General features: G+C 74.0%; 22 protein-coding genes. 11 read left to right on the forward strand and 11 right to left on the reverse strand.

Translation table 11 applies throughout. The annotated features are described in order from the left end of the window. The first annotated feature begins 217 nt into the window (after positions 1 to 217). From ACZ6R9_RS14110 to ACZ6R9_RS14125, 4 genes are all read left to right on the forward strand, one after another. The gene (locus ACZ6R9_RS14110) at positions 218 to 1,417 is read left to right on the forward strand and encodes an NAD(P)/FAD-dependent oxidoreductase (RefSeq protein WP_380478177.1); all 1,200 of its coding nucleotides are present in this window, start codon (positions 218 to 220) and stop codon (positions 1,415 to 1,417) included. A 67-nt stretch (positions 1,418 to 1,484) separates the two neighbouring features. Continuing rightward, positions 1,485 to 2,951 carry an MBL fold metallo-hydrolase gene (locus ACZ6R9_RS14115; protein WP_380478176.1) on the forward strand — a complete coding sequence of 489 codons (1,467 nt, stop codon included), beginning with the start codon at positions 1,485 to 1,487 and terminating at the stop codon, positions 2,949 to 2,951. Next, on the forward strand, positions 2,948 to 3,736 hold the full coding sequence (locus ACZ6R9_RS14120; RefSeq protein ID WP_465538356.1) for a sulfite exporter TauE/SafE family protein: 789 nt from the start codon (positions 2,948 to 2,950) through the stop codon (positions 3,734 to 3,736). Before ACZ6R9_RS14115 ends, ACZ6R9_RS14120 begins: the two co-directional genes overlap by 4 nt. Before the next feature lie 172 nt (positions 3,737 to 3,908). Continuing rightward, positions 3,909 to 4,688 (forward strand): GntR family transcriptional regulator, encoded by a 780-nt coding sequence (locus ACZ6R9_RS14125; RefSeq protein WP_380478174.1) that lies wholly within the window; start codon positions 3,909 to 3,911, stop codon positions 4,686 to 4,688. Positions 4,689 to 4,771: 83 nt separating this feature from the next. On the opposite strand, the gene ACZ6R9_RS14130 is transcribed toward ACZ6R9_RS14125, so the two are convergent. Both ACZ6R9_RS14130 and ACZ6R9_RS14135 read right to left on the reverse strand, forming a co-directional pair. Next, entirely contained in the window at positions 4,772 to 5,533 is a 762-nt protein-coding gene (locus tag ACZ6R9_RS14130) for an ABC transporter permease (RefSeq protein ID WP_465538357.1), read from the reverse strand. Beyond that, complete coding sequence (locus ACZ6R9_RS14135) at positions 5,523 to 6,455, reverse strand: ATP-binding cassette domain-containing protein (RefSeq protein WP_380478172.1); 933 nt, start codon at positions 6,453 to 6,455, stop codon at positions 5,523 to 5,525. The genes ACZ6R9_RS14130 and ACZ6R9_RS14135 overlap by 11 nt, the downstream gene beginning before the upstream one ends. A 167-nt stretch (positions 6,456 to 6,622) precedes the next feature. Between ACZ6R9_RS14135 and ACZ6R9_RS14140 the strand changes: the two genes are divergently transcribed. From ACZ6R9_RS14140 to ACZ6R9_RS14155, 4 genes are all read left to right on the forward strand, one after another. Beyond that, positions 6,623 to 7,933: a sensor histidine kinase gene (locus ACZ6R9_RS14140; protein WP_465538358.1), complete on the forward strand. Its 1,311-nt coding sequence runs from the start codon at positions 6,623 to 6,625 to the stop codon at positions 7,931 to 7,933. A gap of 88 nt (positions 7,934 to 8,021) precedes the next feature. Next, positions 8,022 to 8,696 (forward strand): response regulator, encoded by a 675-nt coding sequence (locus ACZ6R9_RS14145; RefSeq protein ID WP_380478170.1) that lies wholly within the window; start codon positions 8,022 to 8,024, stop codon positions 8,694 to 8,696. A 107-nt stretch (positions 8,697 to 8,803) separates the two neighbouring features. Further along, positions 8,804 to 9,715, forward strand: a complete 912-nt coding sequence (locus ACZ6R9_RS14150) for a 2-hydroxyacid dehydrogenase (protein ID WP_465538359.1) — start codon at positions 8,804 to 8,806, stop codon at positions 9,713 to 9,715. Between the two features lie 118 nt (positions 9,716 to 9,833). Next, positions 9,834 to 11,090 carry a lytic transglycosylase domain-containing protein gene (locus ACZ6R9_RS14155; protein ID WP_465538360.1) on the forward strand — a complete coding sequence of 419 codons (1,257 nt, stop codon included), beginning with the start codon at positions 9,834 to 9,836 and terminating at the stop codon, positions 11,088 to 11,090. A gap of 77 nt (positions 11,091 to 11,167) precedes the next feature. Here the strand turns inward: ACZ6R9_RS14155 and ACZ6R9_RS14160 are convergent, their stop codons facing one another. Continuing rightward, positions 11,168 to 12,736, reverse strand: a complete 1,569-nt coding sequence (locus tag ACZ6R9_RS14160) for a multicopper oxidase family protein (protein ID WP_465538361.1) — start codon at positions 12,734 to 12,736, stop codon at positions 11,168 to 11,170. Positions 12,737 to 12,830: 94 nt separating this feature from the next. Further along, positions 12,831 to 13,247, reverse strand: a complete 417-nt coding sequence (locus ACZ6R9_RS14165) for a hypothetical protein (RefSeq protein WP_380478167.1) — start codon at positions 13,245 to 13,247, stop codon at positions 12,831 to 12,833. A 163-nt stretch (positions 13,248 to 13,410) separates the two neighbouring features. Between ACZ6R9_RS14165 and ACZ6R9_RS14170 the strand changes: the two genes are divergently transcribed. Beyond that, positions 13,411 to 13,545: a hypothetical protein gene (locus ACZ6R9_RS14170; RefSeq protein ID WP_380478166.1), complete on the forward strand. Its 135-nt coding sequence runs from the start codon at positions 13,411 to 13,413 to the stop codon at positions 13,543 to 13,545. Positions 13,546 to 13,551: 6 nt separating this feature from the next. Here ACZ6R9_RS14170 and ACZ6R9_RS14175 read toward each other — a convergent pair whose 3' ends face one another. The 5 genes from ACZ6R9_RS14175 to ACZ6R9_RS14195 form a co-directional block, all read right to left on the reverse strand. Then, positions 13,552 to 14,862, reverse strand: coding sequence for an MFS transporter (locus ACZ6R9_RS14175; RefSeq protein WP_465538362.1), 1,311 nt, complete (start codon positions 14,860 to 14,862; stop codon positions 13,552 to 13,554). Between the two features lie 15 nt (positions 14,863 to 14,877). After that, positions 14,878 to 15,681, reverse strand: coding sequence for a class I SAM-dependent DNA methyltransferase (locus ACZ6R9_RS14180; RefSeq protein WP_380478164.1), 804 nt, complete (start codon positions 15,679 to 15,681; stop codon positions 14,878 to 14,880). 69 nt (positions 15,682 to 15,750) lie between these two features. Beyond that, positions 15,751 to 16,914 carry a radical SAM protein gene (locus tag ACZ6R9_RS14185; protein ID WP_465538363.1) on the reverse strand — a complete coding sequence of 388 codons (1,164 nt, stop codon included), beginning with the start codon at positions 16,912 to 16,914 and terminating at the stop codon, positions 15,751 to 15,753. Between the two features lie 100 nt (positions 16,915 to 17,014). Further along, positions 17,015 to 17,173 carry a hypothetical protein gene (locus ACZ6R9_RS14190; protein WP_380478162.1) on the reverse strand — a complete coding sequence of 53 codons (159 nt, stop codon included), beginning with the start codon at positions 17,171 to 17,173 and terminating at the stop codon, positions 17,015 to 17,017. An 84-nt stretch (positions 17,174 to 17,257) separates the two neighbouring features. Continuing rightward, positions 17,258 to 17,413 carry a hypothetical protein gene (locus ACZ6R9_RS14195; protein ID WP_465538364.1) on the reverse strand — a complete coding sequence of 52 codons (156 nt, stop codon included), beginning with the start codon at positions 17,411 to 17,413 and terminating at the stop codon, positions 17,258 to 17,260. A 222-nt stretch (positions 17,414 to 17,635) separates the two neighbouring features. Between ACZ6R9_RS14195 and ACZ6R9_RS14200 the strand changes: the two genes are divergently transcribed. After that, on the forward strand, positions 17,636 to 18,508 hold the full coding sequence (locus tag ACZ6R9_RS14200) for a universal stress protein (protein WP_465538365.1): 873 nt from the start codon (positions 17,636 to 17,638) through the stop codon (positions 18,506 to 18,508). 52 nt (positions 18,509 to 18,560) lie between these two features. Here ACZ6R9_RS14200 and ACZ6R9_RS14205 read toward each other — a convergent pair whose 3' ends face one another. Next, positions 18,561 to 19,244 (reverse strand): pyridoxamine 5'-phosphate oxidase family protein, encoded by a 684-nt coding sequence (locus tag ACZ6R9_RS14205; RefSeq protein WP_380478159.1) that lies wholly within the window; start codon positions 19,242 to 19,244, stop codon positions 18,561 to 18,563. 20 nt (positions 19,245 to 19,264) lie between these two features. Beyond that, positions 19,265 to 20,308 (reverse strand): zinc-dependent alcohol dehydrogenase family protein, encoded by a 1,044-nt coding sequence (locus ACZ6R9_RS14210; RefSeq protein ID WP_465538366.1) that lies wholly within the window; start codon positions 20,306 to 20,308, stop codon positions 19,265 to 19,267. A 156-nt stretch (positions 20,309 to 20,464) separates the two neighbouring features. Here ACZ6R9_RS14210 and ACZ6R9_RS14215 point away from each other — a divergent pair, with 156 nt between their 5' ends. Beyond that, the gene (locus ACZ6R9_RS14215; protein ID WP_465538367.1) at positions 20,465 to 22,888 is read left to right on the forward strand and encodes a glycoside hydrolase family 65 protein; all 2,424 of its coding nucleotides are present in this window, start codon (positions 20,465 to 20,467) and stop codon (positions 22,886 to 22,888) included. Positions 22,889 to 22,972 lie beyond the last annotated feature (84 nt).

Below are 22,972 nucleotides of genomic sequence, written 5' to 3' on the forward strand. Positions count from 1 at the left end.
GGTGAACCATGCCCGGGGACGCCCGGACACCCCGTGAAGGAGGGCGGGGCCGGGCTTGAACGATGTGAGCCGCAGTGGGGAAGCCCACTGCGGCTCACGTGTTTCTGGGACTGCCACTTGAATGTACGGACAAATTGGGGCTGAATCGCCGCAGGTGGCTTGCGTGTTCGGGCCGTGCCGTCCTAGTTTAATGTCCGTACATTTGAGGAGGCCCTTGATGACCAAGCAGCACCACCGGATCGTGATCATCGGCGGCGGTACCGCCGGGATCACGGTCGCGGCTCGGCTCCGCCGGGCGGGGGAACGGGACGTCGCGGTGCTCGATCCGAGCGAGCAGCACTACTACCAGCCGTTGTGGACGCTGGTGGGCGGGGGACGGGCGCCGCTGGGGGAGAGCGTCCGTTCGCAGGCGTCCGTCATGCCGAAGGGCGTGCGGTGGATCCGCCGTGCCGCGGTCGCCATCGACCCCGAGGCGCAGGAGGTGGCGCTGGAGGGCGGCGGCACCGTCTCGTACGAGCAGCTCGTGGTCTGCCCGGGCATCCAGCTGGACTGGGACCGCATACCGGGCCTGGCGGCGGGGCTCGGCAAGGACGGCCTGTCCAGCAACTACTCGTTCCAGCACGCCCCCGCGACCTGGCGCTTCATCCGCGAAACCCGTTCCGGCACCGCGGTGTTCAGCGCGCCGACGGGCGCCGTCAAGTGCGGTGGCGCCCCGCAGAAGATCGCCTACCTCGCCGCCGACTACTGGCGCCAGCAGGGTGTCCTCGACAAGATCGACGTCCACCTGGTGCTCCCCGGCACCGCGATCTTCGGCGTGCCGGAGTTCGCCAGCGTGCTCGAAGGCGTGGTGCGCCGGTACGGCATCAAGGTCCACTACGGCAGCGAAGTCACCGAAGTGCGCCCCGGGGCCCGCGAGCTGGTCGTCACCGAGCTGGACGGCGGGGCCACCACGACCCTGCCGTACGACATGGCCCACGTGGTGCCGCCGCAGAGCGCCCCGGACTGGATCAAGCGCAGCCCGCTGGCCGGCGCCGACGACCCGGCGGGCTACGTCGAGATCGACAAGCACACCATGCGGCACGTCCGTTACCCGAACGTCTGGGCCCTCGGCGACGCCGGATCGTCCCCGAACTCCAAGACCGGAGCCGCGGTGCGCAAGCAGGCGCCCGTGGTGGTGGAGAACCTGCTCGCCGTGCTCAACGGCCGGGAACCCACGGCCGCTTACCAGGGCTACTCGTCCTGCCCGCTGACCACCGCCCGCAACCGGATGCTGCTCGCCGAGTTCGACTACAGCGGACGGCCCGCCCCGTCCATCCCGGTGATCAACACCATCCGTGAGCGCGCCGACATGTGGCACCTCAAGCGCCGCGGACTGCCGTTCCTCTACTGGAACCTGATGCTCCGCGGCCTCGCCTGAGCCGCCGGCCCCCACCCACCCCGTGCCTCGCGGCGCAACCATCCCTGCTCACTCCCAGGAGCCCGTCATGCCCGAGAACGCCGGACCGCTGGTCTTCGTGCAGTTCTACCTCGACTGCCTCTCCCACGCCTCCTACCTGGTCGGCGACCGCACCACCGGCCGGGCCGTCGTGGTCGACCCCCAGCGCGACGTCAACGAGTACCTCGCCACCGCCGAGCACCACGGCCTGACCATCGAGCGGGTCATCGAGACCCACATCCACGCCGACTTCCTCTCCGGCCACCTGGAGCTGGCCGAGCGCACCGGCGCCCGGATCTCCTACGGCTCCGCCGCCACCCTCGACTTCGACACCGACCCGCTGGCCGACGGCGAGCGCCTCGGCCTCGGCGAGGTCGAGTTGGAGATCCTGCACACCCCGGGCCACACCCCGGAGTCGATCTGCGTGCTGGTGCGCGAGCATGCGGGCGACACCGTCCCGTACAGCGTGCTCACCGGCGACACCCTGTTCATCGGCGACGTCGGCCGCCCCGACCTGCTCAGCTCGCGCGGCCGGTCGGCCGAGGAGATGGGCCGGCTGCTGTACCGCTCCACCCGCGCGCTGCTCACCCTCCCCGACGAGACGCGCGTCCACCCGGCGCACGGGGCCGGCTCGGCCTGCGGCAAGAACCTCTCCAGCGACCTGAGCTGCACCATCGGCAACCAGCGCACCGGCAACTACGCGCTGGCCGACATGACCGAGGACGAGTTCGTCGCCGTGGTGACCGACGGCCAGCCCGCCGTGCCCGCCTACTTCGCGTTCACCTCGGTGCGCAACCGGCAGGCCCGCCCGGTCCTGGACGAGGACACCCTCGTCCCGTCGCTCACCGTGGAGGAACTGCTCCAGGCACGGGCGGGCGGCGCGATCGTGCTGGACACCCGGAACCCGGAGGCGTTCGCCGCCGCGCACCTGCACGGCGCGGTCAACATCCCGCTCGGCGGCCGGTTCGCCGAACTCGCCGGCCAGGTGCTCGACGCCCAGGACGCCATCGTCCTGTGCGGCGACCCGGACACCGCGGCCGAGGCCCGCACCCGCCTGGCCCGGATCGGCTTCGACCGCGTACTGGGCGCCCTGGCCGGCCCGGTGGAGGAGGTCGGCGCCGAGTACCTGACCCAGGCGATACGGGTGGAGGCCGACGCCCTCGCCGGCCAACTGGCCGATGCGGAAGCCGAGTTCACGCTGCTGGACGTGCGCGGCCCGGGCGAGGTGCGGGACAACGGCACCATCCCCGGCGCCCGCCTGATCCCGCTGCCCGAACTGCTCGCCCGCCTGGGCGAACTGCCGACCGGGCAGCCGCTGACCGTGATCTGCGCGAGCGGCAACCGCTCCTCGGTGGCCGCCTCCGTGCTGCGCGCCCGCGGCTTCGACACCACCGACCTGCGCGGCGGCTTCGCCGCCTGGCACGGCGAGGTCGCGCGTCCCACCGGCCAGGCTGCTTGTGACGCCGGCCAGGACGTTTGTGCCGCAGGCCAGGACGTGGACGGCGTCACGGCGTGAGCGTGCTGATCACCGCTCTGCTCTGCGGAGCCGTGGTCGGCGTGGCGCTCGGCGCGCTGGGCGGCGGCGGGGGAGTGCTGGCGGTCCCGGCCCTGGTGTACTTGCTGGGCGTCGCGCCCGCTGAGGCCGGGACCACCAGCCTGGTCATCGTCATCGCCACCTCGCTCACCGCGCTCGCCCGCCACCGCGGCGCCGGCACCATCGAGTGGCGGACCGGCCTGCTGTTCGCCGCGGCCGGCGTGCTCCCCGCCATCGGGGCGTCCGCGCTCGCCCACCGCATCCCGCAGGCGGTGCTGACCACCGCGTTCGCCGTGCTGGCCGCGCTGGCCGCCGCGGCGATGCTGCGCGGCACCCGCGCCGCGCGGCGCGCTCCCACCCCGGAGAGCGCAGACCGCGGCGGCGAGACCGGCGGCCGGGGCGGGCACTTGGGGACGCTCGCGGCCGGGGCCGGACTGGGCGCGGTGACCGGGCTGCTGGGAGTCGGCGGCGGCTTCCTCGCGGTGCCCGCCCTGGTATCGGTGCTCCGCCTGCCGATGCGCAAGGCGGTGGGCACCAGCCTGGTGGTCATCCTCGTCAACTCGCTGGTCTCGCTCGCCACCCGACTGACGGTCTCCGGCCTGTCCCTCGACCTGGCGGTCTTCGGACCCTTCGTGGGCGCCGCCGTCCTCGGGGCCTGGGACGGCAAGCGACTGGCGGCCAAACTCACCGGCACCGCCCTGCAGCGCACCTTCGCCGCCCTGCTGCTCGCGGTGGCCGCCGCCATGATGACCGGCGTCCTCGCCTGACCGCCCCCGCACGACCGCTGCCCGGAACGACCCCGCCGGGCAGCGGTCGCCGGCTCACCCCGGACGCCCGCCGAGTGCGGCCGGCGCCGATTTTGTGCTATCCCGGCGGAGGTACCAACATTCACTCCGTGCCCCGCACCCCGATCCGACCCATCACCCCCAGGACGGCGCCGTGACCACCGCCCCCGGCCCCCGGCCCCTCGTCCGAGCCCCGGGGAACCCGCTCTGGGCACAACTGCGCGCCGACCTGCTGCGCCGGCTCGACGAGGGCGAGTTCCGCGACGTCTTCCCCGGCGAGCACGACCTGGTCGCCGAGTACCAGGTCAGCCGGCACACCGTCCGCGAGGCCCTGCGCAAGCTCCGCGAAGAAGGCCTCGTCAGCGCGCACCGCGGCAAGGCCTCCCGGTTCACCGCGAACCGCCCGCTGGAGCAGGACGTCGGCGAGGGATACAGCCTCTTCCGCTCCGTCGAGGAAGTCGGAGCCGTCCAGCGCAGCGTCGTGCGCGCACTCGACCAGCGCGCCGACGGCGTCGTCGCCGCCCGCCTGGGGCTGGAGGAATCCACCCCGCTGATCTACCTGGAACGAATCCGCCTGGCCGACGAGGAGCCACTCGCCGTCGACCGGATCTGGCTCCCCGCGGACGTGGCCCGCCCACTCCTCGACGTCGACTTCACCCACACCTCCCTCTACGACGAACTCGAACGCCACTGCGGCAGCCGCATCTGCGGCGGCTGGGAACGCATCCGCGCCGTCGTGCCCGGCCGGGGCGAGCGCATCCTGCTCGACTGCCCCCCGACCACCGCCCTGCTCGCCATCGACCGGCTCGGCCGCGACACCGACGGGCGCCTGATCGAGTGGCGCCAGACCCTCGTCCGCGCGGACCGCTTCGCCGTCTCCGCCGCGTTCTCCCACACCGACTACCGCATGGGCGCACCGATCCACACGCTCTGAGCACGGCCGTCCGGTGCACGCACGGTGCGGCGTGGGTATGTCTGCTCGCGCCGGATCTCCGGGCCGTCCGGGCGGGGCCCCGGTCAGCTGTCCCGGCCGCGCAGCGTGAGGTGGCCGGCCAGCAGGGCCGCCGCCGTCCAGGCCGCGAGGACCAGCAGAGCCCATCCCGGGGCGAGCGTCGGATCGGCCTTCATGAGTTCGGTGCCGGCCTGGTCGGGGAGGTAGCGGGCGGCGGTGCGCAGCCCCGGGACGGCGTTGGCCACCGGAGGGAGCACGAGGACGAGGGCGTACAGCAGGGTGAGCGCGAGCGCCGTGCTGCGCAGCAGGGTCGCGACGCCCACCGAGAACAGGCACATCAGGGTCAGGTACAGGCAGGCCCCGACGGCGGCGCGCAGCGCTCCGGGACGGCTCAGTCCGACGCCGTACGGGCCAAGGGCCGCCTGGGAGGCGAGGAAGGAGAGGAACACCGTAGGGACGGCCACCAGCAGGGCCACCCCGCCGGCGGCGGTGATCCTGGAGAGGTGGAACAGGCCGCGGTCGGGCACTGCGGCGAGCGAGGTGCGGATCATGCCGCTGCCGTATTCGGCGCAGACCAGCAGGACCGCGAAGGCGATCAGGGTCAGCTGGCCGATCTGGACGCCGACGAAGCCGGCGTCCAGGGGATTGAAGTCGGGGCGGAGCAGCCTGCTCTTCCGGTCGATCGCCGAACGGGCCGAGGCGCAGCTCAGCACGCCGATCCCGACGCTGACGACCGGGACGAGAACGAGCGGGAGGAGCGTCGACCGGACCGTGCGGATCTTGGTCAGTTCGGCCCGGACCACGGCCGTGAGGGCGTTAGAGGACATGCCGGTTCCCCCCGGTGAAGGTCTCCGCCCGGTACTGGGCGGCGTCGTCGGTGAGACGGAGGAAGGCGTCCTCCAGGGAGGCCGTGCGGGTGGCGAGCTCGCCGAGGACCAGCCCGGCCCCGGCCGCGATCCGGCCCACCTGCTCCGTTCCGGCACCGTCGACGACCACGGCGCCGCGCTCCTCCTGGCGTGCCGTCAGCCCGGCGCGGCCCAGGGCGTCCAGCAGTCGGTCCGGCTGCGAGGTGCGGACCAGCACCTGCGCACGGCAGTGCTCGGCGACGAACGCGTCCATGCCGGTGTCGGCGAGCAGCCGGCCGCGCCCGATCACCACCAGATGCCCGGCGGTGATCGCCATCTCGCTCATCAGGTGACTGGACACCAGAACCGTCCGGCCCTCGGCGGCCAGGCCGCGCAGCAGGGTGCGGATCCAGCGCACGCCCTCCGGGTCGAGGCCGTTGACCGGTTCGTCCAGCAGCAGCACCTGCGGGTCGCCGAGCAGCGCGGCGGCGATGCCGAGCCGCTGGCTCATGCCGAGCGAGAAGCCGCCGGCCCGGCGGGCGGAGACGGACTCCAGGCCCACCAGGGCGAGCACCTCGCGGACCCGGTCGCGGCCGATCCGGTTGGTTTGGGCGAGCCACAACAGGTGGTGGTACGCGGTGCGGCCGCTCTGCACCGCCCCGGCGTCCAGCAGCGCACCGATGTGCCGCAGGGGATCGCGCAGCTCGTGGTAGGCCCTGCCGTCGTAGCGGACCTCGCCCCGGTCGGGGCGCTCCAGGCCGAGCATCATCCGCAGGGTGGTGGACTTGCCCGCCCCGTTCGGGCCCAGGAAGCCCGTCACCCGGCCGGGCCGGACCGTGAAGGTGAGCCCGTCGATCGCGACGGTGCCGCGATAACGCTTGGTCAGTTGCCTCAGTTCGATCACGGCACCAGGCTGTCGCGCAGCGGTGCCCCGGCACATCGCCCGGCGCTCCGAACCGCCGCCTCCACCGGGCGGCGGAGGCGGCGGGCCGCACCGGCGCCGATCTCCTCCCACGGTCGGTCGTTCTCGCGGCCGAGGTGCCGGTGGGTTCGAGCGGATACGGTGAGCGTATGTCCCAACTCCCCTCGACCTGGCAGCCGTTGTACCGTGACGGCGCCGTCCGGCCGCTGCGCCGCCGGGAGTTGGTGGCCCTCGACTGCCTGGTGGCGGTGGTGCTGACCGCGCTCTTCCTGGCCCTGCCGGGCCCGGCGTGGCGCCCCGACGGCGGGTGGTCGCTCCGGTTCGCCCTCGCGGCCGCGATGGGACTGCCGCTGGCCCTGCGCCGGGCCCGTCCGGCCGCGGTCTGTGCCCTGGTCGCGGCGGCCTCGGTGGTGGCCTCGGTGATTGGCGCCGTCCGGGAGCCGTTCCTCGCGGTGGCCTTCGCGCTCTACCAGGTGGCCGTCTCCACCGGGGCCGGTCCGCCCCGCAGGATCGGCCGGACAGGCCCCAGGGCCCGGCGGGTGCTCACCCCGGTGATCGGGGCGGTGAGCGGCGCCGTACTGGTGCTGCTCCTGATCTCGGGCTCCCCGCACGGCGGCGGGCCGGACCTGGTGCTCCGCCTGGCCGGCCTGGCCGTGGCCGGGATGGCCTGGGTGCTCGGCCGGGCGGTCCGCGAGCGGCGTGCGCAGGCGGCCCGCTCGGCCCGGCGGGTCGCCGTGGCGGCCGTCGCCGAGGAACGGCTGCGGATCGCCCGGGAGTTGCACGACATCGTGGCGCACCACGTCGGGGTGATCGCGGTGAAGGCCGGGGTGGCCAACCACCTGCTGGCCACCCGCCCGGAGGGGGCCGGCGAGGCGCTGCGGGTGATCGAGACGGCCAGCCGCTCGGCACTGGCCGAGATGCGGCAGATGCTCAGCGTGCTGCGGGCCGGCGAGTCCGGTCCGGAGACCGACGGGGCGGACGGGCTGCGCCCGGCGCCCGGGCTCGCCGCGCTGCCCGAGCTGGTGGCCGGCGCCACCGCGGCCGGGCTCACCGCCGAGCTGCGCACCGAGGGCACCGCCAATCTGCCGCAGGGGGTGCAGAGTTCGGCGTACCGGGTGGTGCAGGAGGCGCTGACCAACGTCCTCAAGCACGCCGGGCCGACGCACTGCCGGGTGGAGCTGCTCGCCGACGGGCGGGAGCTGCGGATCGAGGTGACCGACGAGGGCGCCGCCCCGGCCCGGGCCGCCCGTCGGGCAGGCCACGGCGGCGGATACCTCACCCGGCACGGGCCCACCGGGGAGGCCGGGGCGGCCGGGGACGGGAGCGGCCACGGCCTGATCGGCATGAGGGAGCGGGTGGAGTTGTTCGGCGGACGGTTCGCCGCCGGGCCGCTGCCCGGCGGCGGCTTCGCCGTGCGGGCCGAACTGCCGTACCGGACCGAGGTTCCGGTGGAGCCCTGACCGGGACCGGCCCGACCGGGCGCCCGGGGACGGCCCCCGTGGCGCACCCCGCCCCCGGGCGGGACGACGAGCGTGTGGAGGAAAGCCTGTGACCGAGCCGGTCCGTGTCCTGGTGGTGGACGACCAGGCGCTGCTGCGCGGCAGTTTCCGGATGCTGATCGACGCCGAACCCGGCCTGACCGTGGTCGGCGAGGCGGCGGACGGCGCCGCCGCGATCGAGCTGGCGGCCGAGCACCGGCCCGACGTGGTGCTGATGGACGTGCGGATGCCCGGAACGGACGGCATCGAGGCCACCCGGACGATCTGCCGGCGGAACCCGGGCGTGCGGGTCCTGATGCTCACCATGTTCGACCTGGACGCGCACGTCTTCGCGGCGCTGCGGGCCGGAGCCGCCGGGTTCCTGCTCAAGGACATCCCGCCGGCCGAACTGCTGCACGCGATCCGGGTGGTGGCCGCGGGCGAGGGCCTGCTCTCGCCGAACCTCACCCGGCGGCTGATCTCGGAGTTCTGCCGCCACCCCGCCCTCGAACCGGCCGGTCCGTCACCCGCACTGGACGGTCTGACCGGCCGGGAGCGGCAGGTGCTCCACCTGGTGGGCGCCGGGCGCTCCAACGCGGAGATCGCGCAGGAACTGCACGTCTCCGCATCGACGGTGAAGACGCACCTGGGCCACCTGCTGGACAAACTCGACGCCCGGGACCGCGTCCAGCTGGTGATCATCGGCTACGAGAGCGGCCTGCTCACCCCGCGCCACCGGGTCTGACCGTCCGGCACCCGCCCCCGCCGCAGGGCCTCCGCTGCTCCGGGGGCCCGGGCAGGCCGGGAGGACTGCCGGGGACCACCGGCGGGAGCATTGGCTAGGGTCGGAGCATGAGCGCCCGTTACCTTCTTCCGTACGCCCCCGACGTGATCGGCGGTCTGCCCGCCGGTCTCGATGCCCTCGTGTGGGACGGGGAGGGGCCGGTGCCGCCGGACGAGGCGCTTCGCGAGGTGGAGTTCTTCTGCCTGCCCTACCTGCGGCACGCCGCCGCGCTTCCGCTGATCCCGCACCTGCCGTCGCTGAAGGTGGTTCAGACCCTCACGGCCGGGATGGACGACGTCCTGCCGCACGTGGCGGAAGGTGTCCTCGCGTGCAGCGCGCGCGGACTGCACGACGCCAGCACCGCCGAGCTGGCGGTGACGCTGATCCTCGCCTCGCTGCGGGGCGTGCCGCACTTCACCCGCCTTCAGGACCAGGGGCGTTGGAGCCAGGAGTTCCACCAGTCCCTCGCCGACCGGACGGTGCTCATCCTCGGCTACGGCTCGATCGGCCGGGCGCTCGCCGCGCGGCTGGAGCCCTTCGAGTGCGAGGTCGTCCGGGTCGCACGCCGCGCCCGTCCCGAGGAACGGGTGCACGGCGTGGCGGAGTTGGCGGCGCTGCTGCCGGATGCGGACGTCGTCGTGCTGCTGACGCCGCTGACCCCCGAGAGCCGCCATCTCGTGGACGCCGGGTTCCTGTCCCGGATGAAGGACGGCGCGCTGCTCGTCAACGTCGCGCGGGGACCCGTGGTCGACACCGGGGCGCTGCTCGCGGAGCTCTCCGCGCAGCGGCTGCGGGCGGCGCTCGACGTCACGGACCCGGAGCCGCTGCCCGCCGACCACCCGCTCTGGCACGCCCCCGGCGTGCTGATCACCCCGCACGTCGGCGGCCCCAGCAGCGCCTTCCTGCCGCGGGCCAAGCGCACACTGCGCCGGCAGATCCTGCGGTTCGAGAACGGCGAGCTGCTCGCCCCCGGGCGCTGACACCTGCGGCCGGGCCACTGGTGGGAGTGCGGCGGTCAGTGGTGCGCGCGGGCCTGGAACCTGATCGGCCGTCGGTTCGTCCGACTTGCTGACCGCAGGATCGGCGAAAGGTACCCGGATGGGACGACGGATACGCAAGCGGATGCTCCTGCACGCGGCAGGGGCGGTGGTGGCCCTCGCCGCGGTGACGGCACCCACGGCACCGGCGGAACCCCTGGCAGCGCAGGCACCGGCAGTCGGCTCGCTCGACGCCGCCGGGGACGGCGGCCCGGTGGCCGACCTGTCGGCGGGTCAGGTGCCGTTGGACGGTGGCGGTGACCGTGCCCTCCCACAGCCGCCGGCGCCGGTGGACGAGACGCCGGGTGCGGGTGCGCAGACCGTCGCGCTCCAGGACGTGGGCAGGGCGAGGCTGCCGTCCACCGTCTTCGACGCCTACCGCAAGGCGGAGGCGTCCCTGGCCACCTCGTCCGCCGGGTGCCACCTGCCGTGGCAGCTGCTCGCCGCGATCGGCCAGGTGGAGTCCGGGCAGGCCGACGGCGGCCGGGTGGACGCCACCGGCACGACCTATCGCCCGATCCTCGGCCCGGTCCTCGACGGGAACGGTTTCGCGGCGATCGCCGACACCGACGGCGGACGGTACGACGGAAGTACCGTGTGGGACCGGGCAGTTGGTCCGATGCAGTTCATCCCGTCCACCTGGGAGACCTGGGGTGCGGACGGCAACGGCGACGGCAAGGCGGACCCGAACAACATCTGGGACGCGGCGCTGGCCGCCGGCCGCTACCTCTGCGCGGGCGGCCGGGACCTGGCCGTGCCGGCGCAGCTCGACCGGGCGGTCCTCGGCTACAACAACTCGGCGGAGTACCTGCGGACGGTCCGGGCGTGGATGGTGCACTTCCAGGCCGGCACCTCGGTGGCGGCGGACCGGCCCGGCCAGGCCGCATCGGCTCCGGCACCGGCGCCGGCTGCCACCCCGTCCCGATCCCCGTCTGCGTCCCCGTCCCCGTCCCCGTCTGCGTCCGCACCGGCGCCGACTGCCGGTCCGTCTCCGACGGGCTCGCCCTCGCCCACGGCGAGCCCGTCACCGTCGGCGTCCGCCACACCGGGCGGGACTCCCTCCGGCTGCCCGTCGCCGTCCCCGTCGGCGAGTTCGAGCCCGAGTACGAGTGCGAGTGCCTCGCCGTCGGCGATGACGAGTGCGTCGCCGTGGCCGTCCGCGCCGGGGCCCTCCGCGACGCCCACGGGTTCGCCCTCGCCCGGCTGCAACGCTCCCGCGCCGTCGGCGTCCGCGTCGCCATCGCCGTCGCCGTCGCCGTCGGCGCGGGCGGTCGGTGGTGCCCCGTCGTCCTCGCCCGCACCCGTTCCGGCCAGGTGAGGAAGCCGGGGCTGCGGGCGGGCCGGTAGGCCGCCGGGACCGGCACTCGGGTGCCGGTCCCGGTCGGTGGTCTGCCGTCAGGCGCGGTAGGCGACCAGGCCCATCATGCCGCTCTCGCCGTGGTACGCGTTGTGGCAGTGCACCATCCACTGGCCGGGGTTGTCGGCGTCGAAGTCGCAGACGACCCGCTGCTTCGGCTTGACGATCACGGTGTCCTTGCGCGGTCCCGTGTCGCCCACCTGAAAGGTGTGGCCGTGCAGGTGCATCGGGTGCCACATCTGGCCGGCGTTGGTGAACTCCAGCCGCACGCGCCGGCCCTGGCCGACCAGGAACGCACCGGCGGCCGGGTCGTCCATGTCGAAGCGCCGCCCGTTGATCGACCAGTCGTAGCCGGCCATGGTGCCGGTGAGCTGGAGCCGGTGTGTGACGTCGGGCGTGCGGGCGGCGAGCCGGACACTCGCGTCGGCGCGCAGCTGATCGGCCGTCAGCAGCCTGCCGTCCAGCTCGGTCGGACGGAAGGACGGTGCCGGGGCCCCGCCGGAGCCGGTGCGGATCAGCGCCGTGCCGGTGGCGTTCTTGCCCTCCGCGAGCGACACCAGCGGGAACACCCCGTCCTGCAGGGTGACCAGGACGTCGTACCGCTCGCCCATGCCCAGCAGCAGCGCGTCGTCCTCCTGGTGCTCGACCGGGTAGCCGTCGGTGTGCGTGACGGTGAGCTTGTGGCCGGCCAGGGCGACACGGTAGGCGGTGTCGCCGCCCGCGTTGATGATCCGCAGCCGCACCCGGGCCCCCGGCTTGGCCTGCTTGACCGCCGGGGCCGTGGGCAGTCGGCCGTTGATCAGATGGTGCGGGTAATTCACGTCTCCGGCATCGCCCCCGAGCAGCGGGCTGGTGGCGCCCATGAGCATGAACCTCATCGCCATGCCGCCGGTGGACGAGGGGCTCTGGCCCATGCCCATCCCGCCCGAGCCGTGGTCCATGCCGCCCATGCCGTGGTTCATGCCGCCCATCCCGCCCATGCCCTTGGAGAGTTCGGCGAACGCCTCGTCGGGGGTGCCGCTCACGTCATCGAGCCAGTCGTCCAGGACGACGACCCACTCGTCGTCGTACTTCATCGGCTCGTGCGGGTCCTCGACGATCAGCGGTCCGTACAGCCCGCGGTCGAGCTGCACCCCGACGTGCGGGTGGTACCAGTACGTGCCGGGCCGGTCCGCGACGAAGCGGTAGCCGAAGCCGCCGCCGGCCGGCACCTCGCGCATGGTGACCGGCGGGACGCCGTCCATGTTGTTGCGCAGCGACAGGCCGTGCCAGTGGATCGAGGTCGGCGCGGCGAGGGTGTTGGCGAGCTGGGCCACCAGGGTGTCGCCTGCGGTGAGGCGGATCTCCTGACCGGGCAACTGCCCGCCGAAGGTCCAGGTGTTGACGGTGAGACCGCCGAGGTCCACAGGGGTGGCGGCGGCAGTCAGTTCGACGGTGCGTTCGCTGCCGCCGGTGGCGCGCCTGCTCTCGGCCGCCGCCACAGCGGAGCCGGACGGGTCGACGAGTTCGGCGGAGCCGCTCTTCGTGCTGGAGCAGGCGGCCAACGCTCCGCCGCCGACCAGCCCCAGTCCGGCGAGCAGCAGGGAGCGTCGGTTGATCGTGTTCATCGTTCCTCTTGGTGGGTGCGCATGGCACGGCCCGGCCGTGCCGATGGACGTGGGCAGCAGCGGCCGCCGGGCATGCGGCAGCCGCGGCCCGCGCCTATATGCGCAGGACCGAGAGGAGCGACGAATCGGGCGGGGACGGCCCGGCGGAATGCCGGCCGCCGTGCGGGCCGCCGGATCCGGTGTCGGCCACCGCCGCGACGACGGGCGCCGGGTGCGCCGCCGGCGCGGTGAGCACCGGCCCACGCACGTCGGTTCCGACACAGTGCGTGCCGGCCGCGCACGATTGGCCGGCGGGGGCGTGGGCGAGTTGCGCGTCCGGTACCGGGACACCCGCCGACATGGTGGTGCCGTGAACCATGCCGGGCATCCCTGACATGGCCGGGGACGCCTCGGCCGAGACGCTGTGATGCACGAGCAGGGCCAGCGCCGCGGCCAGGGCGAGCAGCAGGACGTGGAGCAGGCGTGCCCGTGGCCGGCGTACCGGTCCTCCGAACGTCAGCGCTGCCGCCATGTGCTCCTGCCCGTTTCTGTGGGCGGTCCCGGCCGCCGTCCGCAAACTGTAGCCGCGCCAACGCCGGGCCAAGCCGCCGGACCGGCTGGACGAGTAGTTCCGAAGTCGGTCAGTGGACGTAGGCGATGAGTGAGCGGGTGACGGGTCGGCCGGTGGTGCGGTCGTGCCCATCGCCGAGCGTGCCCCGCGCCTGGCCGTCGCCGCTCCGCTGGACGGGCGGCGGACCCGTGGGGTGTTCGCCGGGAGGACCGCCACCCGGGTGACCGATCCCGACGAACTCCACTGGCGTCAGCTCTGACGGATCTCAGCTCTGCGCGGCAGGCGCGGCCGGGGCGACCTGCGCGGGCTCCTGGGTGGCGGCCGGGCCGGGCGCCGGCGCGGGGCCGGCGTTGACGGCGGCGCGCAGGCGCGGGCTGGCGGCGAGGGCGGCCAGGGGCAGCAGCAGGGGGGCGACCAGGACGACCGAGGCGGTCGGGCCGCCCGTGCCGGAGATCAGGAAACCGGTGATGCCGGGCCCGGCCCAGGCGATGCTGCCGGCCAGCAGGATGACCGCCGCCGAGATCCGGCCCTGGAGGTGGGCCGGGGAGTCCAGGCTGACCTGGAGGAAGACCAGCGAGCCGATCGGTGGCAGGAAGAAGACGATCACGCCCACTGCCGTGACGGTGAGCAGGGTCGGGCCGAGCGCCACCAGGGGCGTGATCGACAGCCACACCGCGGTGACGCCCAGCAGCACCGTGACCGGCCGGAACCGGCGCAGGATCCACCCGGTGCAGACCCCGCCGGCGATCCCGCCGCAGCCGGCGGCGGTCAGCACCCAGCCGGCCGAGACCGGGTGCCGGCCCACGTCCGAGGCGTCGATGGCAGCGAGCAGTTCGACGGCGCGGCCCAGCAGGTTGATGTAGGCGACGACGCCCACCAGGAACAGCAGCGACCGCCGCCGGGCCACCCAGCCGAAGCCCCGGGTGAGCTCGGTCGCGGTGCGGCGCACCGGACCCGCGCCGTTCCCGGCCGGGGCCGGGCGCGGCAGGTGCTGGTACACCACCTGGGAGAGCAGCGCCAGGGAGAGCAGGTAGGAGACGGCGTCCACCAGGAAGGCGATCGGTGCGCCGAGGATGAGCAGCAGCCCGCCGAGCGGTGGGCCGACCGCGATGGCGATGTTGGTGCGGACGATGGTGCGGGTGATGGCCTCCCGCCGGCGCTCGACCGGGACGGACTGCCGCAGCACGCCCGCCTCGGCCGAGGAGAACAGGGTGGAGACCACGGCGGTGGCCGCCGCGGCGGCCACCGCGAAGAGCGTGGTCAGCTGCCCGGTCGCCAGGGTGAGCACGAGCAGCAGCGCGATCACGGCCCGGCCGGCGTCGCAGAGCAGCATCAGCGACTTGCGGTTGACCGTGTCGGCGATCAGGCCGCTGGGCAGCTTGGCGACCAGCTGGGCGACACCCACGGCCGTGGCCACCAGGGCCGCGTCCACCGGCGACCTGGTGGAGGCCAGCACCGCCAGCGGCAGGGCGAGCGAGGTCATCTCGCTCGCCATGTCGGACATCGCCTGGCTGACCCAGATGAGCGTGTAACTCCGGCTGATGCGGCTCCTGTTGAGGAAACCCCTGCTGATCACGGCCGGTCCCCGGGGTCAGCCGGTGGTGCGGCGAACGGCGACGTAGAGGCCCTTGGTGTGGCTGTCCTCGTCCACCGAGTCGGCCATGCTGCCGTCGCGGTTCAGGCCGTGCGCCGCGACCAGGTCCAGTCCGGCCGCGTCCAGGAGACGGGTGAACTCCTCGACGGAGTGGTGCCGTTGGAGGTGGTCGATGCTCTCCCGGGACCACACCCCGGGGTCCTCGGCGGACTGCCGGAAGGCGGTCATGTTCAGCCGGAACCGCTCCGGGTCGCCCTCCTCGGGCAGGTAGCGGCCGCGCAGGGTCACGTGCAGGCCCGGGGACTCGAAGACGTGCGGCTCGTGCATCAGCCGGTAGCCGCGCCGGGTGTTGGCGTCGAAGACCAGCACACCGCCCGGGCTCATCACCCGGCCCAGGCTGACCAGGGCCTCGGCCAGGTGGGCGGGGTCGGCCAGGTAGTTGGCGATGTCGCTCATGCACAGCACCACGTCGTAGGGCCCGCCGTGCGCGAACGGCAGCCGGATGTCGTGCACGTGGAAGTCGATACCGGTGTCCGCGTGCGTGGTCCGCGCGATCTCGATCATGGCGGGGCTGATGTCCGTCCCGGTGGGCCGGAAGCCGCGTTGCGCGAACGCCACGGTGCTGCGCCCGGTGCCGCAGCCCGCGTCCAGCAGCCGGTCGCCGGGCGGGTCGGCCCGCTTGATCAGCTGCTCCAGCAGGTCGCCGAAGACGGTGTAGTTGTCCTCGCGCGTCAGCGCGTCGTAGAACGGGGCGGTGGCGTCGTAGGCGACGGCCGCGTGGTCGGTGGGGACGGTGCTCATGAGCGACTCCTGTTCGGGGTGGATGTGTCATGGGCCGCAGCGGCCGACGCGGTGCTCGGACCGGCGTCCTCACCCGGCCGCTGCGGCCCCGGCGCGGCGCTTGTGTGCGCGCAGCAGCTCCAGCAGGCCCACCGAGAGCGTGTCGTCGAACGCCCGCGAGGCCGCCTCGGTCGCCGACTGCTCGGCGAACTCGCCGCAGCTGACCCAGCGGTCCTGCGGGTAGGAGGTGTAGCCGCCGTCGATGTCCCCGACCTCGTACCCGGGCTTGCCGATCGTCTCCCAGCAGCTGTACAGGGTCCCGTCGGCGTTGACGACCGCGCCGGAGGTGCCGTCCTGCTCGCCGCAGAAGCCGCACTCGCCGCCGCCGGGCCAGTTCACGGTGAAACCGGCCTCCAGGGCGGCGGTGTAGGCGGCCAGGATGGTCTCCACCTCGCCGCCGGAGCGGTCCAGCACGTCGCCGAACATGCCCTCGTAGTTGAGCACCGGGGCGATGTCGAGGGTGCAGCGGGACGGGTCCACCCGCTCGGCCAGCTCCTGGACCAGGCCCCTCAGGCGGGGCAGGCCCTCGGCGGTGGTGTTGAGCCGCAGGCCGAACCGCAGGGCGGTGGCGTCCTGGACGGCCGCGAGATTGTCCAGGATCGACTGGTAGGTGCCGCGCCCGGAGCGGGTCGCGCGCAGGGAGTCGTGCAGGTCCCTGGGGCCGTCCAGGGTGACCTGCACCGAACGCAGCCCGACCTCCTCCAGCTTCCCGGCCCTGCGCGGCGTCAGCAGCACCCCGTTGCTGACCATCGAGGCCGTGACCGGCCCCAACGCGGCCAGGCGGACCAGGAGTTCACGGCAGGCCCAGGGGTTGAGCAGCGGCTCGCCGCCGAACAGCAGGACGAACAGCCGCCGGGCCGCCGCGCGGGCCATCCGGGGCCGGGTGAACTCCACGATCCGGTCGATGGTGGGGCCGTCGAGCACCTGCCTGTCGATCCGCGGCGGGTCGAACCGCCCCGGCGCCGCCGCGTCGGTGTTCTGGAAGCAGTACGGGCAGCCGAGGTTGCAGGCCGTCGAGGTGACCACGGTCAGGCTGTAGGCGCTCCTCGGCGCGCGCCGCGCGATGTCCGCCTGCGCAAGCTCCTGCGCGCCCTCCTCGGTCAGCACACCGTCCTGGTAGTAGCGGTGCGGGAGGAGCAGCGTCCCTCCGGGACCCAAGTGCCAGACGCCGGACGTGCCTTCGATGATTCTCACGGATGGCCTGTGCTTCCTGTGACGAGTCGGACGGGGCAGCCGCGGGGAGCGGGGCGCGCGGCCGGACCCGGGGGATCCGGCCGCGCGGCGCCGCGAACGATCAGCTCTCGAGCGACTTGTCGTAGATGCCGCAGAGCACCTCGGCGCCCTCGTGCATCTCGGCGGTGTGGGCCAGGACGTCGTCGGAGTTGGCGGGCGCCTTGTCGTAGATGCCGCAGACGACCTCGGGGGTCTCGAACTTCTCGGACTTCTCGGACATGAGTCTCTCCAGGGAGTGGAAGCGGATGTTCCGGGTGTCGTTCGCCAGTACCTCGGCAGTCGCGGCGGGCGGGAAATCGGCCCGTCAGGCCGGGTCCTCGGGGCGGCTGCCGTCCGGCTCGGGGGCCGGCTCGGGCAGCTCGATGCCGTGGGCCATGACCTCGTCGTCCGAGACGCCGATGGCCTCCATGTAGAGCGGGCAACCGGCCAGGCCGGACCCGAGCTCGAACTTCTCGATCACCTGGTTCCTCCTGTGTCGGCCGCGCGGCGGGATGCCGTACCGGCGCGGTACCAGCATTGGCGCGCATGGTTCAAAAGCGGTCTGCGATCGCTTAACCACCGGCTAATGCGCAGGTCGTGGCCGCCCCGGTGGCGCCCCACCCGCTCCGCCGCGCGCCGTCCCCGGGCGCCGCATACCGTGCGAAAGGGAGGCCGACATGTCGATAAGCGCATTGGAGGAGTGATGGCAGCCACCGATCCGGGCCGTTCGATCGTCCTGGGCGTCGACGCGCTCGGCGAGAACGACGACGCGCTGCGCTGGGCGGCGGACGAGGCGGCCCACCGCGGTCTCCCGCTGCGCATGATCCACGTGGTGCAGCCGTCCCCCCGGAGCATGCGGGTGCTCGGGACGGCCTTCCAGCAGGACCAGGTACGGGTCGGGCGCCGTCAGCTCCACCTCGCCGGCCGGCTCGCCCGCGCGCGGCACCGGGAGCTGGAGGTGTCCGCCGAGATCCAGCAGGGGGCGCCGGGACCGGTCCTGGTCCACGTCTCCCGCGAGGCCGCGTTCGTGGTCCTCGGCTCGCGGTCGCTCAGCCGGATCGAGGAACTGCTCAGCGGCTACTCGATCACCGTGCCGGTGAGCGCGCAGGCCCACTGCCCGGTGGTCGTGGTCCCTCAACGGCAGGGCGAGACGGACGACCCGCCCCGGCTCGTCGTAGGAGTGGACGGCAGCCCGTCCTCGGCCATCGCCTTCGCGGCCGCCCTGGAGCTGGCCCGGCACCACGGCGCGACAGTGCACGCCGTGTGGGTGTGGCAGCGACCGCGCCTGGCACGCCTCGACGAGGAAGCCACACTCGACGAGCTGCGCCGCACGCTCGACGGGACCACGGCCGGCCCCCGGGCCGAGAACCCGGACGTGGCCGTCACCAGCGAGGTCGTCAGCGGCCATCCGGTCCGGGTGCTCGCCGACGAGTCCCGGCACGCCCTGGCCGTCGTCATCGGCAGACGCGGCAGCGGCGGCTTCACCGGCATGCGGCTCGGCTCCGTCCCCCGGGGGCTGCTGCACGAGGCGAGCTGTCCCGTCGTCACGGTGCCCGGCGCGCCCGACCGGAGCTGACGGCGAGACACCGGAAGGCGACGGCGCCCCACGGCGGGCGCGGCGCCCCGGCTCAGTCCTCGTCCCCGGCGGGCATGCTGGTGATCCGGCGGCCGGTGACGGACACGGGCCGGATGCGCACCCAGCTGGTGCGCGGGCCGCCCGCCCAGGGCTGGACGGCGAGGTCCCGCATCAGCCGCTGGAGCGTCGGCTCGTCCTCGATCGGCTCGGCGGTGCCGGCGATCAGCACGCTCCAGCCGCTGCTGCGGTGGTCGTCGATCCGATCGACCTCGAAGGCGACCTCGGTGCCGGGCGGCGGGTCGGCGGCGCTGTGGTGGTGAGTGCGGTAGACGACGGTGCCGTGATCGACGGCGTAGTTCACCGGGAAGATCGCCGGGCCGTGTTCGCCGGGCAGGGCGATCCGCCCGACGCCCCGGGTGCCCATCTGGTCCCAGCATTCCTCCTCGGTGAGCCGCGCCAGCACCGGCCGGGGCGCGGGCGGTGCCTGCCCGGGCGGCGCGTCGGCTCGGCCGGCGACCAGTTCGTGGTACGTCAGGCCGAGCGCGGCGGCGATCCGCAGGAAGCCGTTGGGGTCGAAGCCCGGACCGGCCGTGGTCAGGAACTCCAGGTAGCGGCGCGACATGCCGGCCTGGTGGGCCAGCGCGTCCGGGCCGAGGCCGAGCCGGGCCCGGCGGTCGGCGATCCGGCGGGCGATCGCTTCGGCGGACGGCGGGCCGGGCCGGGGCTGCGGGTCCATGGGATTGCACCTCCTGGCGGTCAGGCCCGGAACAGGGCGACCTTGAGCGCCCCGGTCTCGGCGGCGTTGCCGAACACGTCGTAGGCGTCCGGCATCTCGTCGAGCCCGAACCGGTGGGTGACCAGGCCGGTCACATCGAGCCGGCCCGTGGCGAGCAGGTCGAGCAGCAGGGGAGTGCTGTCGGTGTCGACCAGGCCCGTGGTGATGGTGATGTCCTTGATCCACAGGTCTTCCAGGTGCAGCACGGCGGGCCTGCCGTGCACGCCGACATTGGCGACGTGCCCGCCGGGCCGCACCACCCGGGTGCAGAGTTCGAAGGTGTCGGGGACGCCGACCGCCTCGATCGCCACCTCGACGCCGAGCCCGTCCGGGCTGAGCGCGCGCACCGCCTCCGCCGGGTCGCCGTCGCCGCGCAGCACCTCGTCGGCCCCGGCCCGCTCGGCGGCGGCCAGCCGGCTCGGCGCCAGATCGACGGCGACGATCCGGCGCGGGCTGTACAGGCGGGCGGTGGCGATCGCGGCCAGGCCGATCGGTCCGGCGCCGATCACCGCCACGGTGTCGCCCGGCCCCACCTGGCCGCTCAGCACCCCCACCTCGTACGCGGTGGGCAGGATGTCGGCGAACATCAGCGCGGTCTCGTTGTCGACGCCGTCCGGCAGCGGGTGCAGCGAGTTGTCGGCGAACGGCGTCCGCACGTACTCGGCCTGGGTGCCGTCGACCAGGTGCCCCAGGATCCATCCGCCACCACCCGTGCACTGCCCGTACCTGCCCTGCCGGCAGTACGCGCAGCGGCCGCAGGCCGATATGCAGGAGACCAGCACCCGGTCGCCGACCTTGACGGTGCGCACCGCGCTGCCGGTCTCGACGACCGTCCCGGCCGCCTCGTCGCCGAGCACCCGGCCCTCGGCGACCTCGGGCACGTCGCCCTTGAGGATGTGCAGGTCGGTGCCGCAGATGGTGACGGCGTCCACCCGGACGACCGCGTCCTCCGGGTCACGGACCACCGGGTCGGGGACTTCGCCCCAGGTGCGCCGGCCGGGCCCGTGGTAGGTCAGTGCCTTCATCGCTCTCACGCCCTCCGCGATCGCGGTTGCTTCCACTATCAGCCTCGGCGCTTCGGCCCGCCCCTGCCACGGGCCCCGCTTCGGCCCGCCCGGCACGGCCGACGCCCCGTGGGCACACTGGAAGCCGGGTGACGCACACGAACGGAGGTGGGTCGCGTGCGGTCCGACTCCCCGGAGCGGCAGGCCGAGGCCCTGCACCGCCTGATGCCGGACGCCTGGACGCTGCGCTACAGCGGCTTCGCGCCACTGGACGAAGGGCTGCGCGAGGCACTGTGCGCCGTCGGGAACGGCTACCTGGTCACCCGCGGGGCCGCGCCCGAGGCGGTCGCGGACGGCGTGCACTACCCCGGCACCTACCTGGCCGGCTGCTACGACCGCACCGACTCCGAGATCGGCGGGCGGGTGTTCACCCACGAGGACCTGGTCAACTGCCCGAACTGGCTGCCCGTGACCTTCCGCTGCGCGGGCGGCGACTGGTTCACCGGCCCGCCCGAACAGCAGGAACTCGAACTCGACCTGCGCCGCGGTGTCCTGACCCGCCGCGCCGTGTGCGTGGACGGCGCCGGGCGGCGCACCCGGCTGGTCCAGCGCCGGATCGCCAGCCAGGCCCGGCCGCACCTCGTGGCACTGGAGACGGTCCTCACCGCCGAGAACTGGTCCGGCCCGCTGGAGGTCCGCTCCGCCCTCGACGGCACCGTCGCCAACACCGGCGTGCCCCGCTACACGGGCCTGACCAGCAGACACCTCACCCCACTGCGCCAGGGCCACGACCCGGACGGGACGCTGTGGCTGGAGGTGTCCACCGGCGCGGGCCGACGCATCGCGCTCGCCGCCCGCCACCGCGTCCGCCTCGGCGGCCGGCCCGTCGAGGCCGCGTCCGCCACCCGCGCCCGCGAGGGCCTGGCAGTCCGGACCCTGACCGTGGAGACGGCCGCCGGCCTGGCCGTCACCGTCGACAAGGCCGTCGCCGTCCACACCTCGCACGACCCCGCCACCGGCGACCCGCTCGACGCCGCCCGGCAACTCGTCGCCGAAGCCGAGGACTTCGACCACCTGCTGGCCGAACACGCCCTGCGCTGGGCACAACTGTGGCGGCGCTGCCGGATCGACGCGGACTTCCCCGGCCTCGGACCGCTGCACCTCGACCTGTTCCACCTGCTGCAGACCTACTCGGAGCACTCCGCCGACCTGGACGTCGGCGTCCCGGCCCGCGGCCTGCACGGCGAGGCGTACCGGGGCCACGTCTTCTGGGACGAACTGTTCGTCCTGCGGGTCCTCGACCTGCGCTTCCCCGAACTCGCCCGCGCGGTGCTGCGCCACCGCCACCGCCGCCTCGACGCCGCCCGCCGCGCCGCCCGCGCCGAGGGCCGGCAGGGCGCGAGCTACCCGTGGCAGAGCGGGAGCGACGGGCAGGAGCAGTCCGCCCGCGTCCACCTCAACCCGCTCTCCGGCCGCTGGCTGCCCGACCACAGCCACCTGCAACGACACATCGGCTCCGCCGTCGCCTACAACATCTGGCAGTACTACCAGGCCACCGGCGACCTCGACTTCCTGGCGGAAGCCGGCGCCGAGACCCTGCTGGAGATCGCCCGCTACTGGGCGTCGGCCGCCGAGTACGTGCCGTCCCGCGCGCACTGGTCGATCCGCGGGGTGCTCGGCCCCGACGAGTACCACGACGCCTACCCCTGGACGGACCGGCCCGGGCTGGACGACAACGCGTACACCAACGTCCTCGCCTCCTGGGTGCTCGCCCGGGCCCTGGACACCCTCGGCCTCCTGCCGGGCCGCCGCCGCGGCGAGCTGACCGAGCGCCTCGCCCTGGACGCCACGGAACTCCAGCGCTGGCAGGACATCGGCCGGCACCTGCACGTGCCCTTCCACGACGGGGTGATCAGCCAGTTCGACGGCTACGACCGGCTCGCCGAACTCGACTGGGACGCCTACCGCCACCGCTACCCGGACCTGCGCCGGCTCGACCGGATCCTGGAGGCCGAGGGCGACAGCGCGAACCGCTACCGGGTCTCCAAGCAGGCAGACGTGCTGATGCTCTGGTACCTGTTCTCCGCCCACGAGGTCCGCGACCTGCTGCGCCGGCTCGGTCACCCCGCCGGACACGAACTGATGCGCCGCACCGTCTCCTACTACCTGCACCGCACCGTCCACGGCTCCACCCTGAGCTCCGTGGTGCACGCCTGGGTACTGACCCGCTGCGACCGCCGCGCCTCCTGGAAGCACTTCCGCGACGCCCTCACCGCCGACCTGCGGGACGCGCAGGGCGGCACCACCCGGGAGGGCATCCACCTCGGGGCGATGGCCGGCGCCGCCGACCTGCTGCAACGCTGCTACACCGGCCTGGAACTGCGCGAGGACGCCCTGTGGCTCGACCCGCGGCTGCCCGCCGCGCTCAGCGGCCTCGCCCTCGACCTGCACTACCGCGGCCACTGGGGTGTGCGGATCACCGTGGACCGGCAGACCGCGACCGTCGCCCTCGGCACGGACCGGCAGGAACCCGTCACGGTGCGCTTTCGCGGCGCGGCCGTCCCGGTGGGGCCCGGCGAGAGCCGCACCTTCACGCTCTGACCCGGTGGGGCCCGATGCCCCACCGGGCCGGGCCGGTCGGCCCTCGCCCGTCCCGCCGGGCGCGCCTAGCGTGGAAAGCGACCA

It is taken from the genome of Kitasatospora sp. NPDC048662 (genome assembly GCF_055587065.1).